This is a genomic window from Opitutales bacterium, assembly GCA_013215165.1.
Lineage (GTDB): Bacteria > Verrucomicrobiota > Verrucomicrobiia > Opitutales > JABSRG01 > JABSRG01.
Genome location: JABSRG010000014.1, coordinates 45,954 through 61,091, shown reverse-complemented (window position 1 = coordinate 61,091; position 15,138 = coordinate 45,954). Strand labels below are relative to the sequence as shown.

Sequence of the window (15,138 nt, the reverse complement as noted above, 5' to 3'; positions counted from 1 at the left end):
AATAGACACGATCAACCGCTACAGCCGATCAATACTCACCCCTGATCTCCGCCATCAGGCCTTATGGGATGGCTGTGCAACGATTTCTGTGTATTTGCTTTTTATATCATGCAAAATATTGATTTTGATCTTTCTTCGTGAGATTATAGCCCAAGTAAGAGGATTTTGACTGATATATCATGCGTGCTGAAGAACTTGGAAATTTGATAACTTTTCACCGGAAGAAAGCTGGCCTGACGCAAGTCGGCTTAGCAGAGCTATCGGGCATAAGCCGGTCTGTAGTTCAGGATTTGGAGGCTGGTAAGGGACGAACAGTATGGGAGCATCTGTCCTCTGTTCTGACTATCCTGAATATCGAGCTCGAACCTGTAGGTCCATTGATTGACGACTGGAAACGAACTCTGGAGACGTCCGAATGAGTCAGGATAACAATGCAGCTTTGCCAAGGGCTGAGGTCTTTCAGGCTAAGGCTCTGGCCGGATACTTGTATCAAAAGCAGGACGGCAGCTGGGCATTTCAATATACAGATACCTTTGGGGGCATTCCAATTTCATTGACGCTTCCGATTCAGGCCGAGCCTTATATCTTCAAAGAATTTCCAGCCGTCTTTGATGGTTTATTGCCTGAGGGCACACAATTGGAGGCGCTTTTGAAAACGCACAAGATTGACCGAAAGGACTACTTTAGGCAGTTGATCACGGTCGGCAGAGATCTTGTTGGTTCGCTTTCCGTGAAACGCGCAAAGGCTGTGAATACTGAAGAGGTCGAGTGATGTCTTACTGCCCGATCACCTTAGAGGCCCTGCCTGAAGGGCGCACATATTCTGAAGCTGGATTAAAGCGTCTTCATCCCAAGCTCACCAATCTGGGCACGCTCGCCTATTCCTACGAAGAGCAGCTAAAAGAAGCGCGAAAACGTTCCGACAAAATGTCTATCCAAGGTGTTCAGCCTAAACTTTCGGCAGTTTTGAGCCTAAAGGACGCATCCCTCTCATTGGTAGATCGCGGAGGACGTTTTATCCTTAAACCCAACCCGCCAACTTTTGAACAAGTGCCAGAAAATGAAGCGCTGACAATGAGCATGGCTGCAGCCGCAGGCATTGATGTTCCCGCTCATGGATTGTTGCGTGCGCACGATGACAGTTGGGTTTATTTCGTGAAGCGCTATGACCGTGAAGGGCGCTCCGGAAAAGTTCACGTAGAAGACTTTGCTCAAATCTCATCTGAAACCCGCGAAACGAAATATGATAGTTCCCTGGAACGGATCGCCCAATTGGTCGATACGTTCTGCACCTTCCCAGCGATTGAAAAACCCAAATTAGCAAAGCGTCTTTTATTCTGCTTCCTTACAGGCAATGAAGACATGCACCTGAAGAACTTTTCGGTCTGGGTGAAGGACGGCGTCGTTTCTTTAACGCCAGCGTATGATCTTTTGAATACAACGCTCGTTCTCGAGAACGCTCAGGAAGAAAGCGCTTTACCCTTAAACGGCAAAAAGAAGAACCTCACACGAAAAGTCTGGCTCAATTATTTCTGCCGTGAACGCCTCAAGCTATCTGAAAAACAAGTCACGAATATCCTCAGTGACTTGGAATCGGCGATGCCGACTTTCAAAGACTTGATCGCAAGAAGCTACCTCTCAAACAGCCGAAAAGCCGAGTATTGGGACATCTTATCTGATCGTGCACAGAGGATCTGGAGATCGATATAAACGAAAAAAGCGCGATAACCTAAAAATTCATAGAAACGATAATTTTCGCAGTCATGCGCTGTCACAAACGCGCAGGCTGCGGAAACAAAAAACTCCTGGTTATTAGGAGGTTAAGTGCGAAACAGTGTGTCAGGACGTGACTCCTGCCGAAACTGAAATTGGCTGCCCAGGCTGGGATCGAACCAGCGACAAAGTGATTAACAGTCACCTGCTCTACCGCTGAGCTACTGGGCAAAAGTTGAAAAGTTAGAAAGAAGACTAAGAAGCTGAGTGATTAATCCCGCTGAGCCACTGAGTAATGGATGTCAAAAGCAAGTGCATGGCTTCCACCTTGTCAATGGTTTTGGGCGTCATACTCGTAGTTTTCGCGTGTTTAAGGCATTTGATGATTGCCAGAAGCGTGCAAGACATCAGGTTGGAAGGCTTTCCCTCATGACGAGGGATGTTCATACATCATGAAAGAACTTACACTAAACGTACAGAAACGAGAGGCCGCAGGTCGCGGGAGCTCGCGGCGTTTACGTGCCTCAGGCCGTATTCCCGCGATTGTCTATGGCAAGTCCGGTAACACGAGTCTCTCAGTCAGCGAGAGTGACTTCAAAAAGCTCTACCTCGATATTGCTGGCAGCGCAGCGTTCATTCAAATCAACGATGGCGACTCTTCCAAAAAGACCATCATCAAGGACGCCCAGCTCGACGCCATCTCACGCCGCTTCATCCATGTCGACTTCAATGAGGTAGACGAAAATACGGTCATGACCGTCGAGGTGCCAATCCGCACCAAGGGCGTTGCTTACGGAGTAAAAACCGAAGGGGGCGTTTTAAATGTGTCGGTTAAAAATGTGACCATCCGCTGCAACCCGAAGGACCTTCCTGAAGCGATCGAAGTCGATGTGACCGACCTGAAAAAGGGCGAAATGCTACACCGCAAACAGCTTCCTGCTCTCGAAGGCGTAAAATATCCGGGTGATCCCGCCTCTGTGATTCTGGCCGTCACTTCTGCCAGCTAACCCTTTCTCTTTAATTCAGCGGTGAGCTTGAACCCCTGACCGCTTTTCTTGTTCTTTGCATCATGCATCCGGTTCGTGCGATCGCTGGCCTTGGAAATCCGGGACCAGAATACGTACAAACCCGCCACAACATAGGCTTCGAGCTGATTGATCTCTTCGCAGCACGCCACAATGGCAGCTTCAAGGAGAACAAAAAAGCCGAGGCTCTCGTGTCTAAGGTGTCCATGGATGGCCAGAAGATCACCCTGATCAAGCCGCTGACGTTTATGAACCGCAGCGGCAAATCGATCGGGCACCTGGCGCGCTATTTTAAATGGCTCCCTGAGCAAATTGCCGTTGTTTACGACGACATCACGCTCGACTTGGCTCGTATCAAACTATCGATGCAGGGCAGCGCCGGAGGCCATAATGGCGTGGCAGATATTCTCAGCCGGTTTGGAAACGGGTTCGTCCGTGTCCGCATTGGCATTGGCTCCAAAACACATCCAGACATGGACCTAGCCGATTACGTCCTAGGCCAGTTCGGCGATAGCGATCGGAAGCAGATCGAAGCACACTACGATCACTACCTTCAGGCAATTGACAGCCTGATCCAACGTGGCCCAGAAGCCACGATGAGCCAATTCAATCAAAAACCAAAATCATGAGCACTACTGATACCCGAAGCTATCGGGCCTCTCTGATCCTCGACACCCGCGGGCTCGAGACATCTGCCGACGACCTCCTCAGCGAGTTTGCCGGATTTGCCTCTGAACTCGGCGCCGAGATCATCGAAAAAACCAACCACGGCGTCCAGCCGTTCGTCCGCGTCACTGACCGCAACTTCCCCGAGGGAACTTACGTGCAGATCGACCTTAAGGCAGCGCCCTCATTTCCTGCAGATATGAAGGAAAAAGTCCGCCTGGATCGCCGCGTGAACCGAATCATCGTTCAATCGCTGTAAACGTTAGTTCACTCTTGCATTTCCCCATCGATTCTCAAAGAACCCGCTCATGGCTTCTTTCAATAAAGTAATTCTGCTCGGCAACCTGACTCGTGACCCAGAAGTGCGCGTCACCCCAGGCGGCCTCACCATCTGTAAGTTCGGCATGGCTCTCAACCGTCGCTTCCGCACCCAAGCGGGCGAAGACCGTGATGAAACCACATTCGTCGATCTTGATGCTTTTGGTAAACAAGCAGAAACACTGAGCAAGTACACGCGTCGGGGCTCCCTGCTCCACGTGGAAGGACGCCTAAAACTCGATCAATGGGAATCCAACGGAGAAAAACGCAGTAAACTTTCCGTCGTCTTAGAAAACTTCCAACTCATGCCCCGCGGAACCGAAAGCTCTGGTGGCGGCGGGGGCGGAAGCCGAAACTACGAAGACGTATCACCACCTAGCCGCAGTTCAGGGCCCTCCCAGAACACACGCACCTCACAGCCGGTCGAAGACATCGAAGATGATGTCCCTTTCTGATCGGTTCCACACACTGACAAACTTTTGGTATACCCATGCCCGCAAATAAAGTACTCCTCCTCCAGCCTATCGAAGGCCTCGGAGCCGAAGGCGAAGAAGTCGTCGTAAAACCCGGCTATGCTCGCAACTATCTCATTCCACGCAAGCTGGCGATCCCCATGACCCAGGCCAACCGCAAGCAAATGGACGCTCTCCGTGTCCGCCGTGCTGAACGCGAAGCCAAGGAACTCGAAGGAGCGCAAGCTTTGGCCAACAAGATCCAAGGCACCAGCATTGTCTTCGCAGTCAAAACAGGCGAAGGCGGTAAAATGTTTGGTGCCATCACAGCTGGCGACCTGCACGAAAAGCTCGCCGAAAGTGGCATCGAGATCGACAAGAAAAAGGTCTCCCTCGACGCCCCGGTTAAAACCCTCGGCCAGCACAGCACGACCATCAAAGTGCACGCTCAGGCCCAAGCTGAACTCACCTTCGAGATCGTTTCCGAAAACCCAATCGAGGAAGCGGCCGAAGAAGAGACAGTTGCTCAGGCTGAATAAGGCTAGGCTTCAAAAGGCTTAACAATTCTTTTCAAAAACCCCATGGCAGTCGCCGTGGGGTTTTTTTGTGTCGATGTTGAATGGCCCGAGACAGTGTTTTAGCCATTGTCTTGGCGCGGCACGCTTTGACGTGACCCATTGCCCAGACGAAACCAGACAAAACTCGCGCAAGGTGCTCTAGCACCAATCAGATATTCGGTTCTCTTCCTATCAATAGTGATATTTACACTGAAGGAAATCGACCGTCTGCCCATAGACCCTGTAAACCAGCCGATCTTCTTGGGTGATCCGACGTGACCAAACATTGCCGGGTAAATACTTTAGGGGCTCAGGTTTTCCTCTACCAGAAAACGGATCTCTCAATACCTCCTCCACAATGGAAAGCACCTTGAGTGCAGTTTTCCGGTCGAGCTTCACCCATGCTTCTAGATCTTCACGAAATTGCTTTTGAACGACACAAGTGTAGCTGCTATCGCTCATCGATACATTGGGCTTTTAATGCATCGAGAGTGATGTCTTCCCCTTCTTGAGACATCGAAGCTGACAAAGCCGCCAGTAAACGCTGGGCGTTCTTGGGCGATCTCAACAAATGCGCTGTTTCCTGCAAGCTCGATAATTCCGCTGCGGGCAGCATTGCGATATCCTCGGCCCCGCGGCGATGAACAATCAATGGTTCTCGATGATCAATCACCTTATCCCACATATCGGCAAAATTACTTCTTGTCTCTGTATATGTAGATTCCATAGTACAGAAAACCTGTACAACTTAAGGCCACTGTCAAGATCACTCAACCTAACAGCAAAATCCCCGTCCTGGGGTGTCTGTGAGAGCGGTTCTCCGATTTTTAGGAAGGCGTCTAAACTCCAAGCACACGCACCCAATCCTTACATCGAGCATCCCGTAACTTGCCGGGCTTTCGCTCGATAGTTTCCTGACGCATTTCCGGGTATTCAATAAACACGGCCGCGAGGAGTTTCTCAGTTTTCGAGATGCCGAATTGTTCAAAGCACCGCGCCGAACCCAGCTGTCCTCCGCCCGACCAATAAGTCCCCATATTTTTAGCGGTCAGGAGCAGAAGGAGGTTCTGCACCATGGCCGACGCAGCAGCGAGGTGCTCGTCATCCATCGCCACCTGCGCTGCGGTAAGCACCTCGCGATCACGAAACTGTGGCAACCAGGTAATGAGAACAAGCGCCCCGCAACCTACCAACATACTCGGCAGCTTATTGGTCACACCTGCATCTGGGAACCAATCATGAAAGACTTCAGCGAGCTCCCGACACTGCGGATGCCACATGGGGTAGGCCCGCCAAAGCTCGGCGATTCCATCGGCACCCCGGTCGTAGTGAAAGGGAGCCTGCCCCGCCAAATATAAGGCCTCCAACACCGACGACTGATGCTCTGCCGCCAACTTAGGATCGATATGCCTCGGGGCTTCGAAATCACCCAAGACTTTCAAGGTGCGACGCCGCTTAACGACATCTGCGACATGTTCAAAAACCGATGCATCAAACTCGGGAGGCTTATTCATCTTTACGAAGCGGATCGTAGCGGGTATCGAAGTCAACATGGATCACCAATCAGTCGGCCATTACCTCTATCAAAGAAAACGTAGATCCCCTAGATCCAAGTGCACGGCTGGACCTGCGTGCTTAGCCTTATTCTCCCACAATCTGCATCAAGTGGTTATAGCGGGGAGCAACTTGATCGGCCGGATAATAACGACCCCACATAGCGCCTGACTGGGGGTCGTCACCTCTATAAACATAGGTCTCAATCTTATTTATTCCATCACCGAGCTTGAAAGTGAGTTGCCGGTTTCGACTCCCAAAATATCCGGTAAACCGATTCAGTTCATTTTGGCCATGACGGAGAAAGAATTCGGCGCGCGGCTCTCCTAAAACGGCTATCAACTCAGATTGTAATGACTCCTGAAGTTCTATCTGTGTCGCTTCCTCCAGAGCTGGGATAAAGAAGGTAATACTGCCCGATGCTTCATCAAAATCTCCGGACTCGGTGATCTCGAGCTCCATATTTTTCATACGGTCGAAAAACCCATCTATGACGTCCTGCACGCGGCGTGAATCATTTTGATTAAGGTCTAAGAGCGCCTCCATCGAAGGACTCAACTGCAAACCTTCGTCCACGAGTTGGATCTTCATACCGTCGACCACCTCTCGCGGAATAGACAGGTTAGCGCGCTCTTCCCAAAGCGTTGTTGTTGAGCTTGAAGCCTTTGAAGCGCTGGCTTCCCACATAACCGCTTCAGTTGAGCTCTCTGATGCGTCAGCAGGAGGATCTCCTGCGTTTATGGGATCCAGTTCAGTGGTCTCCAGTGATGGCACGCTGCCCTTGTCGTGCTCTAGCCCATCAAAACCCTCAGAAACACTAGGGCCGTTATTTGAGAGAATAAAACCGAGGGCTAAACCCAGAAAAAATACCGGTATAAATCTGAGTAACGAGCGCGCGACTGTGTATTTGAAGATATCTGTTCTCATAGTTTTAAAATGCTTCAACTGGTTTTTCTGAGAAAGGGACAATACGGCGCGGGAATGCAGGTGCGCTATCCATCGAAATCGAGTGAGCCCGACGCTCGCCGGCGGTCACAGGACTAGCCCAGCAGTCATTTGCCGCTGGCCGCAATACATTAGAATTCGCGTTCATTACCGTCCATTCGCGGATAAATTTCTATTGTCTTCGTTAAGGACGCCCTAAAGTTCCTCTAACAACGGGACTAAACCAGTCCGTGGATCCTAGCAAACGGATCTACATCGCGATCTTCGTGCCAGGTGTATTCGGCAGCTTTCGCCACCTCTAGGCTGGTCTCTCTTCCGTGAATGCGCTCAATCAATCCTAAGGCCATATCCATTCCCGCGGATACACCTGAAGACGTGAAATAATTACCGTCCTCGACCCACCGGGCTTCGGGAAGCCAGTTTACCTTTTCCCCTTGAGACGTAGGCCAAGTCCAAGCCGCTTTATTCGTGGTCGCGTTCTTGCCGTCCAGAATACCTGCTTTGGCCAATACACCAGCACCGGTGCACACGCTGCAGACATATTCGGCCGTCGCTGCCAAACGCTTCAAATCTTTTAGGAATGCCTCATCTTCAACGAGCGCTCGTGTTCCAAACCCTCCGGGGTATGAGTAATATATCCACACGGTCGACATCTTGCATACTCTGCTCAGCGACACCTCTCGGACCTTGGCTGCTTTTGACTTCCCCGGTCGATTTCCCTAGGACAACCGATTCAAAAAGATCTGGAATGATGAGGAAGAGTTCCAGCGGACCATAAGTATCCAAAAGCTCGAATCCTTCGAAGATGATAGTTCCGATGAGCGGCTTCATCCTTTTAGCAAGAAGGTGGAAATGGCGTTTCTGACAATAGAATAAATACGAAGGTGCGCGTGAGCAGCTATCCAGCAATTGCTCTCGCCATCGCCCTACAACTGTCTGGTATATATCCTCAATCCTGCGGGACTGCCAATAGGGACTGAAAATCAGGCAAGATATCTTGGAAATAGCTGCTGTGTTCATGCGGCCACTGAGCGTCGACTGCTAGGGACCAGTCGGGATGTTTTTCCACTTTCTCTTCCGTCCATGCAAAATAATCCGTTTGGTCGGTTCTAAAGTAAAAGCGGCCACTGGGCTTCATCACCTGGCGCAACTGACTCAGAAAGGCATCCTGAACCATGCGTTTCTTATGGTGGCGCTTTTTGGGCCAAGGATCAGGAAAAAGCATGAAACAATCGTCGAGCTGCCATTGTGGAGCCAGGGCCCCAATGAATTCTGTGCATTCCGCTTTGAGGAATAACACGTTGCTGAGGGCACGCTTTGATTGCTTATCCTCACCAAAACGAATCCGGCGAGAGATGAGATCGATCCCCACGCACCGTCGCTCCGGATGCACTTCGGCGAAACTCGCTAGCCAACGCCCATGGCCACAGCCTATCTCCAGAGTGATCCCATCCTGCCCTGGAAATGCCTCCGCCAGGCGATCACGCATGACCTGTTGGCGCTGGGCTTTTTCTTCTGCGAGTCGCTGGCGGGTAGCTTCGTCCATCATCCGGACAATTCAGCGCACATAGACATACGGCTCAATGATGAACGAGCTGCTGTTCTAAAGGTAGAGTGAAGGTGAAGGTCGAGCCCTTACCGAGTTCGCTATCCAAGGAAACCTGTCCCCCATGGAGTTGAACAATATGCTTCACGATGCTCAGCCCCAGTCCGGTGCCCCCGCGATCACGGCTACGGCCTTTGTCGACCCTATAAAAGCGCTCGAATAGATGGGATTGGTCCTGCTCGGGAATCCCCACGCCATCGTCTGCGACAGAACATACGATCAAGCTGCGCTCTCGATCGAGACTCACGGAGAGCACGATGCGCTTAAATTCCCCGGCGTAACGGAAAGCATTTTCCACCAAGTTTTCGAAAACCTGTGAGACCTTAACCGCATCGATCATCACATCTGGCACATCGGAGCCGACATCCACTTCAATGCTCTGGTTTTCGTTTTCGAGACGGCGTTGGAAGGTATCCTGAATCTCACGCGCAATATCAGCCGGGTTAGCCAAACTCCGGCGCACATGCTCAGGATTACTCTCTAGGCGAGATATCGTGAGCAGATCCTCTATCAAGAGATGGAGACGCTCCACATTCTTCTGGATTTTTTCGAGGAAACGACCACGGGCCTCCGCATCGAGACTATCATGATCTTCAACCAGGGTATCACTATAACCCTTGATGACCGTAAGGGGTGTGCGCAGCTCGTGAGAGACATTTGCCACGAATTCTTTGCGCATTTTCTCCAACTGGCGCAAACGCGTGATATCATGAAGGACGAATAAAGTAATGCGCTCGTCGTCCACAGCATTGGTCACGACGGTTCCAGAGACCTCAAACCAGAACTGACGCTTGTCTTGGCTGACTTCAACTTCCTGACGGGGAAGTTTTTGGCCGGCTTTAACACGGTTCACGTAGTCCAAAAAGCTGGCACTGCGTAGAACACGTTCGAGCCGGCGCCCATTCACCGAGCGGCCAGCTGCCAAAAGATCGCGCGCCGACTGGTTGGCCAAAACAATGTAGTTGGAAGCGTTAAGGATGAGCACCGCTTCCTGGATATTACCAAAGGTCGTCTCGATCTGGGTCAGGTGATCGGACTTAGCCTGGTTAGACTGTGTATGGTCTTCGACAAGCTGGACAGCTATGGAAAACAGGCGCTGAATCGAAGGATGGGCACGCCGGGACAGTAATGAATTACGACGTGAGTCGATAGCGGAGCACAATTGATCTACCTGGCGCAAGAGTGAGCGGCGCTGCCACCAAAACCAGAAAACGCCCGTTGCCAGTATGCCACTGATGAGGACCCAAATCGCCTGTCCGCCCATGATATTGCTAATTGCTATCGGTCAATAACCCGATAACCCACCCCACGCACCGTCTCGATAATGTTGACTTCTTCTCCGAGTTTTTCTCGCAGACGGCGGACATGCGTATCGACCGTGCGGGTCTCAATGTCGGAATCATAATTCCACACATTGATGAGGAGATTTTCCCGAGTCTGGACCCGGCCTTTGCGCTCCATAAGAAGCTTGAGCAACCGAAATTCTGTCGCCGTAAGCTCAATTTGCCTTCCATCAACCGTCACGCGGTGGAGCTCATCGTCGACGACGACCAAGCCAACTTCAATACGTGAAGACGCACGCGGCTCGTTACTTCCCATACGTTTAAAGATAGACTGGATACGAAGGATAAGCTCTTTCGCATTGAAAGGCTTAGAAATGTAATCGTCAGCGCCCGTTTCTAGCCCAGTAATGCGGTCTTCGGTATCGCCTCGCGCAGTGAGGAAAATGATCGGCACGTTCTTCAGTGTCGAATCCGCCCGAATCATCCGGCAAATCTGAAGGCCGTTCAGCTCGGGCATCATAATATCCAAAATAAATAAATCCGGACGAAAATCCCGAGCACGACCCATGATCAAAAGCGGGTCCTGCATCACATCCACGGTATAGCCCTCCTGCTCAAGCTTATAGCCTATGAGTTCAGTGACATCGGGTTCATCATCGATGACCAAGATCCGCTTTCCTGAGTTGGGATTGTTTGTCATAACGAGTATCACAGGAAAACAGACCCAAATCAGCACGCAACCGGAAACAAAGGCCTGGCCTCACGCGCGCAGTACACACCTATCACTCCTGATTATCAAATTGTTACAGAACTGATGGAGTGGCTGACATGTTTCCGTAACGGAACAATGATCCAGCTGTAACATATCAATGCATCACTTGGGATCACAGATTGCATGCACAAATTCTCTGGCAGGCTTTGGAACAGCCGTCTACGGTCTAAGCATGCACATGGATAAATCTGCTTTCTCGATAAACACTTTTAAGAGTGCCGCAGATCATCAGGCCCACTATCGAAAGCTAAGCCCAAAAGAGCATGGTGAGGTGTTTCTTATGCTTATGCGATCCGCATACGGCCTGGGCAATTCTACCCCGAAAATGGAGAAGGTATTTTCGGGTTTAAGGAGGCGTGACCATGCCAGAGACTGAAGGCGTATTCTGGCCAGATTTTGTAGACTTTCTCGAAGCGCTGAACCAATCACGAGTCGATTACATTTTAGTAGGTGGATACGCAGTTGTTTTGCATGGTTACTCCAGGACGACTGGAGACTTAGATATCTGGGTTCGGCAAACAGAGGCCAATTATCAAAGGCTTAACGAAGCTTTTAAGCATTTTGGTCTACCGACTACTGCGATTTCACTCAGAAATTTCCTATGCACTGACACGACAGACGTATTCACTTTCGGGAAACCACCCCTGGCAATCGACATTTTGACTCAGGTAAAAGGAATCGATTTCCAAACAAGTTTCGAAACCGCTGAGACCACATCCATCGGCAGTATCGAAATACGGTTCCTTGGACTGAGTATGCTTCGCGAGGCCAAACGAGCAGCAGGCCGATACAAGGACAAAGACGATCTGGAAAACCTCCCAGAAACGAACATTTAACGCCGTTTTCGGGCGTCGAGCATGACCATCAGAATGCTGATGTCTGCTGGATTGATGCCGCTGATTCGGTTGGCTTGCCCCAGTGTTTTGGGCTCGATCTGCCTGAGCTTCTGAACGCTCTCTGCGCGCATTCCCTTGATGGTGCCGTAATCAAAATCATCAGGTATCTTGACGTGCTCGATCTGTTTGAGCTTCTCTATTGTACGCAGTTCGCGATCGAGATAGCCCTGATACTTGACGCGATAGAGGACTTCATCGCGAACTCCCTGCGGCAGGCTTCTAAATGCCTCAGGTAGAGTTTCCTGAGATTCACCACGGCGCATTGCGTCCCCCCAGGTTCCACCCTTAGCTTTATCGCTATTGAGTCTATTTACCCAGTTTTCAACATCATTGATCTTAGCCTTCATGCGCTCCAGTCGTGCATTATCGACTAAGCCGCAATGACGTGCGTGATGATAAAGGCGCAACTCAGCGCTGTGGTGATTCAGCAGCAGCCGATATTCAGCACGAGAAGTGAACATGCGGTAGGGCTCTTGTGTGCCCTTGGTCACCAGATCGTCGATCAAGACTCCTATGTAACCTTCATGGCGACCCAAAACAACAGGATCCTGATCACGTGTTTTGAGAACGGCGTTCATGCCCGCAATGAGCCCTTGTCCCCCGGCTTCCTCATAGCCGGACGTCCCATTGATCTGCCCCGCGAAAAAGAGGTTCTCCACTTTTTTTGACTCCAAGCTAGGGAACAACTGCGTCGGTGGTGCAAAATCGTATTCGACAGCATAAGCGGCACGCATCAGGACCACATCTTCCAGCCCTTCTACAGACTGAAGCATCGATACCTGGACATCGAATGGCAAACTCGTGGAGATGCCGTTGATATACCATTCGTCGGTGTGACGCCCTTCAGGCTCCAGGAAGAGCTGATGGCGGTCTTTGTGAGCAAAGCGCACCACTTTATCTTCAATGCTCGGACAATAACGGGGGCCCACGCCTTCAATCTCTCCACCATACATGGCCGACTGGTGAAGGTTGCTATGGATGATCTCGGCAGTGCGATCGTTAGTGTAGGTGATCCAACACGACACCTGATCTGTGCCCGGCATCCAGCCCACCCCACTTTGTCCAGGGCGCTCGACATACAATGGGTCGCCATCATCACGTGTATCGTGGAAAGCAAATACCGTCGGTTCCTTGTCCCCGAACTGCTCTTCTAGTTTATCAAAGTTGATCGAGCTGCCTAAAATCCGTGGGGGTGTGCCTGTCTTGAGACGCTGTAATTCGATCCCGGCATCGGTGAAACTGGTAGAAAGGGTCTTGGCAGTAAAATCCCCCATACGCCCACCCTCATTTTTATTCTTACCCACGTGCATGAGACCGCGGAGAAATGTCCCTGTAGTGACAACGACGGTTTTCCCAAAAAAATCGACTTCTAGGTTCGTCCGCACCCCTACCACTCGATCTTGCTCAAAAATCAAGCCAGTCACCATAGCTTGGAAGAGAAACAGATTCTGCTGTAGCTCGATACGGTGCTTCATACGAAACTGGTAAGCTTTTTTGTCACACTGAGCGCGCGGGGCCTGTACGGCCGGTCCTTTGGAGGCGTTGAGCAGTCGAAACTGGATCCCAGTCAGGTCGGTATTCATCGCCATCTCACCGCCCAAAGCGTCGATTTCTCGTACCATATGGCCTTTAGCCTGGCCGCCAATCGCCGGATTACAGCTCATCTGAGCGATGGTATCGATATTTCCGCTCAGTAGGAGCACATGAGCTCCCATCCGCGCCGCAGCTAATGCCGCTTCGCACCCCGCATGCCCACCGCCACAGACGATCACATCGTAAGGTTCGTGCTTTTTACCAAAATGAAAGCCTCGCTTCATTTCCCAATACAGAAGGTTTTGAACAATTGGTCGAGCATACGCTCATTATCCACCTCTCCAATGATACGACCGAACGCTTCTAGAGCCTCTCTCAAATCGCTTACAGCCAACTCTGTCGGCTCCTGGTTCAGCAATTTTGCGTGTGCTGCTGTCAATGAAACCGAGGCGGTATCCAGAGCCTCTGAATGCCGTGCGCTCACAATAACAGACTGTGACGATAGGTCGGGCAAACTCGACTCGAGGTCATTCAGCCAAGCAGCCTGAAAAGTATCCAAGCCCGCACCACTTACCGCGGAAACAGAGAATAGCTTAAAACTCTGTTGTATGCCTTCTGGCACCACAGGCGTCTCCAGGTCTGCTTTATTAATCAACGCATAACAAAACTGTGAGGAAAAAATATCTGGGTGTTGGTCGGGCAAACTCCAATCGGGCCGATCCCCATCAATCACCCAAAGGATACAGTCAGCGCGGCTAGCTTGCTCGATCGTGCGACGCATACCCATCTCCTCGATCGTATCATTCGATTGATCTCTCAAACCCGCAGTATCGAGAATCTGAATGTTGAACGGCCCAAGATTGAACTGCTCACGGATATAATCCCGTGTCGTTCCTGCAATGTCGCTCACCAAGGCACGCTCTTCTCCCAGAAACGCGTTCAAGAGACTGCTTTTACCCGCATTGGGTGAGCCGACAAAAGCGGTTTGGATTCCCTCGGTAAACAGGGAACGGTAGCGACTCGTCTTGGAAAGAGTCCCGACCTTCTCTCTGAGCGAGACAATCCGCGCAGGGGGTGCGGCAGTATCCTCAGTAGGGAGGTCTTCTTCAGGAAAATCGATGTAGGCTTCAAGGTGGGCTAGGATGCCCAGTAACTCTTCGGTTAATTCACTCACAAGTCGGGTCACTCCCCCACCCACTTGTCTCAGGGCTACTTTACGTGCCGCTTCGCTGCGTGCATGAATCAGCTCGATGACTGCCTCGGCCTGGCTCAGATCCATTTTTCCAAAATGGAAAGCCCGCTGTGTAAATTCACCTGGCTCCGCCAACCGACAACCCCGTGCGACGCAATCATCCAAAATCTTACGCGCAATGAACGGGCTTCCATGGCAACTGATCTCCAGCATATCCTGGCCTGTGTAAGAGGCGGGGCCGCCATAGGCAGAGTAAACAACATCATCCAAGACTTCATTCTCAACATCTTGGTAAGACGCATACACATTCTTACGCACACCGCGCCGCTCAGTCCAACCCAAGCTACCCGAAGCGATTTCAAAAACAGATGGCCCTGTGAGCCGCACCATAGCGATCGCAGACTCCCCCTGCGGAGTCGCCAAAGCCACGATGCTATCTTCAAAATCCATCCGCTGACCCTACGCATGCAGATCGCAGATGAAAGCCAGAAGGAGAGAAAGGTCTTTGGCCGCAGGTCAATTCAGTGGATGGGGAGTATTACGATTTGTTATTCAGAGAGAGTCGTCGACGAGTTACCTGGCGGAAAAGAGCGACTACTCGCTATCGCTTATCGGTATTAGCAGTT

18 protein-coding genes, 1 tRNA gene and 1 pseudogene are annotated in these 15,138 nt (G+C 51.0%); 9 read left to right on the top strand and 11 right to left on the bottom strand.

The window, feature by feature from the left end:
• Positions 1-179 precede the first annotated feature (179 nt).
• From HRU10_04645 to HRU10_04635, 3 genes are read left to right on the top strand one after another with little or no spacing between them, the layout of a single operon-like run.
• Positions 180-419 (top strand): helix-turn-helix domain-containing protein, encoded by a 240-nt coding sequence (locus tag HRU10_04645; protein NRA26519.1) that lies wholly within the window; start codon positions 180-182, stop codon positions 417-419.
• Complete coding sequence (locus HRU10_04640) at positions 416-772, top strand: HipA N-terminal domain-containing protein (protein NRA26518.1); 357 nt, start codon at positions 416-418, stop codon at positions 770-772. The genes HRU10_04645 and HRU10_04640 overlap by 4 nt, the downstream gene beginning before the upstream one ends.
• Positions 772-1,710, top strand: coding sequence for a HipA domain-containing protein (locus HRU10_04635; GenBank protein NRA26517.1), 939 nt, complete (start codon positions 772-774; stop codon positions 1,708-1,710). Before HRU10_04640 ends, HRU10_04635 begins: the two co-directional genes overlap by 1 nt.
• A 159-nt stretch (positions 1,711-1,869) precedes the next feature.
• Here HRU10_04635 and HRU10_04630 read toward each other — a convergent pair.
• Positions 1,870-1,944 (bottom strand) — tRNA-Asn (locus HRU10_04630).
• Positions 1,945-2,165: 221 nt separating this feature from the next.
• Here HRU10_04630 and HRU10_04625 point away from each other — a divergent pair.
• From HRU10_04625 to HRU10_04605, 5 genes are all read left to right on the top strand, one after another.
• A complete protein-coding gene (locus tag HRU10_04625) occupies positions 2,166-2,720 on the top strand; it encodes a 50S ribosomal protein L25 (protein NRA26516.1) in 555 nt (184 codons plus the stop codon).
• A gap of 62 nt (positions 2,721-2,782) precedes the next feature.
• Positions 2,783-3,367, top strand: coding sequence for an aminoacyl-tRNA hydrolase (locus tag HRU10_04620; protein ID NRA26515.1), 585 nt, complete (start codon positions 2,783-2,785; stop codon positions 3,365-3,367).
• Positions 3,364-3,663 (top strand): 30S ribosomal protein S6, encoded by a 300-nt coding sequence (locus tag HRU10_04615; GenBank protein ID NRA26514.1) that lies wholly within the window; start codon positions 3,364-3,366, stop codon positions 3,661-3,663. Before HRU10_04620 ends, HRU10_04615 begins: the two co-directional genes overlap by 4 nt.
• Positions 3,664-3,712: 49 nt before the next feature.
• Positions 3,713-4,177, top strand: coding sequence for a single-stranded DNA-binding protein (ssb, locus tag HRU10_04610; GenBank protein NRA26513.1), 465 nt, complete (start codon positions 3,713-3,715; stop codon positions 4,175-4,177).
• A gap of 35 nt (positions 4,178-4,212) precedes the next feature.
• The gene (locus HRU10_04605; protein ID NRA26512.1) at positions 4,213-4,713 is read left to right on the top strand and encodes a 50S ribosomal protein L9; all 501 of its coding nucleotides are present in this window, start codon (positions 4,213-4,215) and stop codon (positions 4,711-4,713) included.
• Positions 4,714-4,923: 210 nt separating this feature from the next.
• Here the strand turns inward: HRU10_04605 and HRU10_04600 are convergent, their stop codons facing one another.
• The 8 genes and pseudogenes from HRU10_04600 to HRU10_04565 all read right to left on the bottom strand — a co-directional run bounded on the left by HRU10_04600 (position 4,924) and on the right by HRU10_04565 (position 10,819).
• Positions 4,924-5,193, bottom strand: coding sequence for a Txe/YoeB family addiction module toxin (locus HRU10_04600; protein ID NRA26511.1), 270 nt, complete (start codon positions 5,191-5,193; stop codon positions 4,924-4,926).
• Positions 5,183-5,458: a type II toxin-antitoxin system prevent-host-death family antitoxin gene (locus tag HRU10_04595; GenBank protein NRA26510.1), complete on the bottom strand. Its 276-nt coding sequence runs from the start codon at positions 5,456-5,458 to the stop codon at positions 5,183-5,185. The genes HRU10_04600 and HRU10_04595 overlap by 11 nt, the downstream gene beginning before the upstream one ends.
• 112 nt (positions 5,459-5,570) lie before the next feature.
• Positions 5,571-6,245, bottom strand: coding sequence for a nitroreductase (locus tag HRU10_04590; protein ID NRA26509.1), 675 nt, complete (start codon positions 6,243-6,245; stop codon positions 5,571-5,573).
• 127 nt (positions 6,246-6,372) lie between these two features.
• Positions 6,373-7,212, bottom strand: coding sequence for a hypothetical protein (locus tag HRU10_04585; protein NRA26508.1), 840 nt, complete (start codon positions 7,210-7,212; stop codon positions 6,373-6,375).
• A 236-nt stretch (positions 7,213-7,448) separates the two neighbouring features.
• Positions 7,449-8,061: pseudogene (locus tag HRU10_04580) on the bottom strand (DJ-1/PfpI family protein).
• Positions 8,062-8,179: 118 nt separating this feature from the next.
• A complete protein-coding gene (trmB, locus tag HRU10_04575) occupies positions 8,180-8,779 on the bottom strand; it encodes a tRNA (guanosine(46)-N7)-methyltransferase TrmB (GenBank protein NRA26507.1) in 600 nt (199 codons plus the stop codon).
• A 31-nt stretch (positions 8,780-8,810) separates the two neighbouring features.
• A complete protein-coding gene (locus tag HRU10_04570; GenBank protein NRA26506.1) occupies positions 8,811-10,100 on the bottom strand; it encodes a PAS domain-containing protein in 1,290 nt (429 codons plus the stop codon).
• A gap of 14 nt (positions 10,101-10,114) precedes the next feature.
• On the bottom strand, positions 10,115-10,819 hold the full coding sequence (locus tag HRU10_04565; protein ID NRA26505.1) for a response regulator transcription factor: 705 nt from the start codon (positions 10,817-10,819) through the stop codon (positions 10,115-10,117).
• Positions 10,820-11,253: 434 nt separating this feature from the next.
• Between HRU10_04565 and HRU10_04560 the strand changes: the two genes are divergently transcribed.
• Positions 11,254-11,727: a hypothetical protein gene (locus tag HRU10_04560; protein ID NRA26504.1), complete on the top strand. Its 474-nt coding sequence runs from the start codon at positions 11,254-11,256 to the stop codon at positions 11,725-11,727.
• On the opposite strand, the gene mnmG is transcribed toward HRU10_04560, so the two are convergent.
• Positions 11,724-13,604 carry a tRNA uridine-5-carboxymethylaminomethyl(34) synthesis enzyme MnmG gene (mnmG, locus tag HRU10_04555; GenBank protein ID NRA26503.1) on the bottom strand — a complete coding sequence of 627 codons (1,881 nt, stop codon included), beginning with the start codon at positions 13,602-13,604 and terminating at the stop codon, positions 11,724-11,726. The genes HRU10_04560 and mnmG overlap by 4 nt on opposite strands.
• Positions 13,601-14,962, bottom strand: a complete 1,362-nt coding sequence (gene mnmE / locus HRU10_04550; GenBank protein NRA26502.1) for a tRNA uridine-5-carboxymethylaminomethyl(34) synthesis GTPase MnmE — start codon at positions 14,960-14,962, stop codon at positions 13,601-13,603. The genes mnmG and mnmE overlap by 4 nt, the downstream gene beginning before the upstream one ends.
• Between the last annotated feature and the right edge of the window lie 176 nt (positions 14,963-15,138).

Excerpts from the sequence above, each read along its gene's own strand:
- HRU10_04645 (NRA26519.1), top strand. The coding sequence starts at position 180 with ATGCGTGCTGAAGAACTTGGAAATTTGATAACTTTTCACCGGAAGAAA.
- HRU10_04640 (NRA26518.1), top strand. The coding sequence starts at position 416 with ATGAGTCAGGATAACAATGCAGCTTTGCCAAGGGCTGAGGTCTTTCAG.
- HRU10_04635 (NRA26517.1), top strand. The coding sequence starts at position 772 with ATGTCTTACTGCCCGATCACCTTAGAGGCCCTGCCTGAAGGGCGCACA.
- HRU10_04625 (NRA26516.1), top strand. The coding sequence starts at position 2,166 with ATGAAAGAACTTACACTAAACGTACAGAAACGAGAGGCCGCAGGTCGC.
- HRU10_04620 (NRA26515.1), top strand. The coding sequence starts at position 2,783 with ATGCATCCGGTTCGTGCGATCGCTGGCCTTGGAAATCCGGGACCAGAA.
- HRU10_04615 (NRA26514.1), top strand. The coding sequence starts at position 3,364 with ATGAGCACTACTGATACCCGAAGCTATCGGGCCTCTCTGATCCTCGAC.
- ssb (NRA26513.1), top strand. The coding sequence starts at position 3,713 with ATGGCTTCTTTCAATAAAGTAATTCTGCTCGGCAACCTGACTCGTGAC.
- HRU10_04605 (NRA26512.1), top strand. The coding sequence starts at position 4,213 with ATGCCCGCAAATAAAGTACTCCTCCTCCAGCCTATCGAAGGCCTCGGA.
- HRU10_04600 (NRA26511.1), bottom strand. The coding sequence starts at position 5,193 with ATGAGCGATAGCAGCTACACTTGTGTCGTTCAAAAGCAATTTCGTGAA.
- HRU10_04595 (NRA26510.1), bottom strand. The coding sequence starts at position 5,458 with ATGGAATCTACATATACAGAGACAAGAAGTAATTTTGCCGATATGTGG.
- HRU10_04590 (NRA26509.1), bottom strand. The coding sequence starts at position 6,245 with ATGAATAAGCCTCCCGAGTTTGATGCATCGGTTTTTGAACATGTCGCA.
- HRU10_04585 (NRA26508.1), bottom strand. The coding sequence starts at position 7,212 with ATGAGAACAGATATCTTCAAATACACAGTCGCGCGCTCGTTACTCAGA.
- trmB (NRA26507.1), bottom strand. The coding sequence starts at position 8,779 with ATGATGGACGAAGCTACCCGCCAGCGACTCGCAGAAGAAAAAGCCCAG.
- HRU10_04570 (NRA26506.1), bottom strand. The coding sequence starts at position 10,100 with ATGGGCGGACAGGCGATTTGGGTCCTCATCAGTGGCATACTGGCAACG.
- HRU10_04565 (NRA26505.1), bottom strand. The coding sequence starts at position 10,819 with ATGACAAACAATCCCAACTCAGGAAAGCGGATCTTGGTCATCGATGAT.
- HRU10_04560 (NRA26504.1), top strand. The coding sequence starts at position 11,254 with ATGCCAGAGACTGAAGGCGTATTCTGGCCAGATTTTGTAGACTTTCTC.
- mnmG (NRA26503.1), bottom strand. The coding sequence starts at position 13,604 with ATGAAGCGAGGCTTTCATTTTGGTAAAAAGCACGAACCTTACGATGTG.
- mnmE (NRA26502.1), bottom strand. The coding sequence starts at position 14,962 with ATGGATTTTGAAGATAGCATCGTGGCTTTGGCGACTCCGCAGGGGGAG.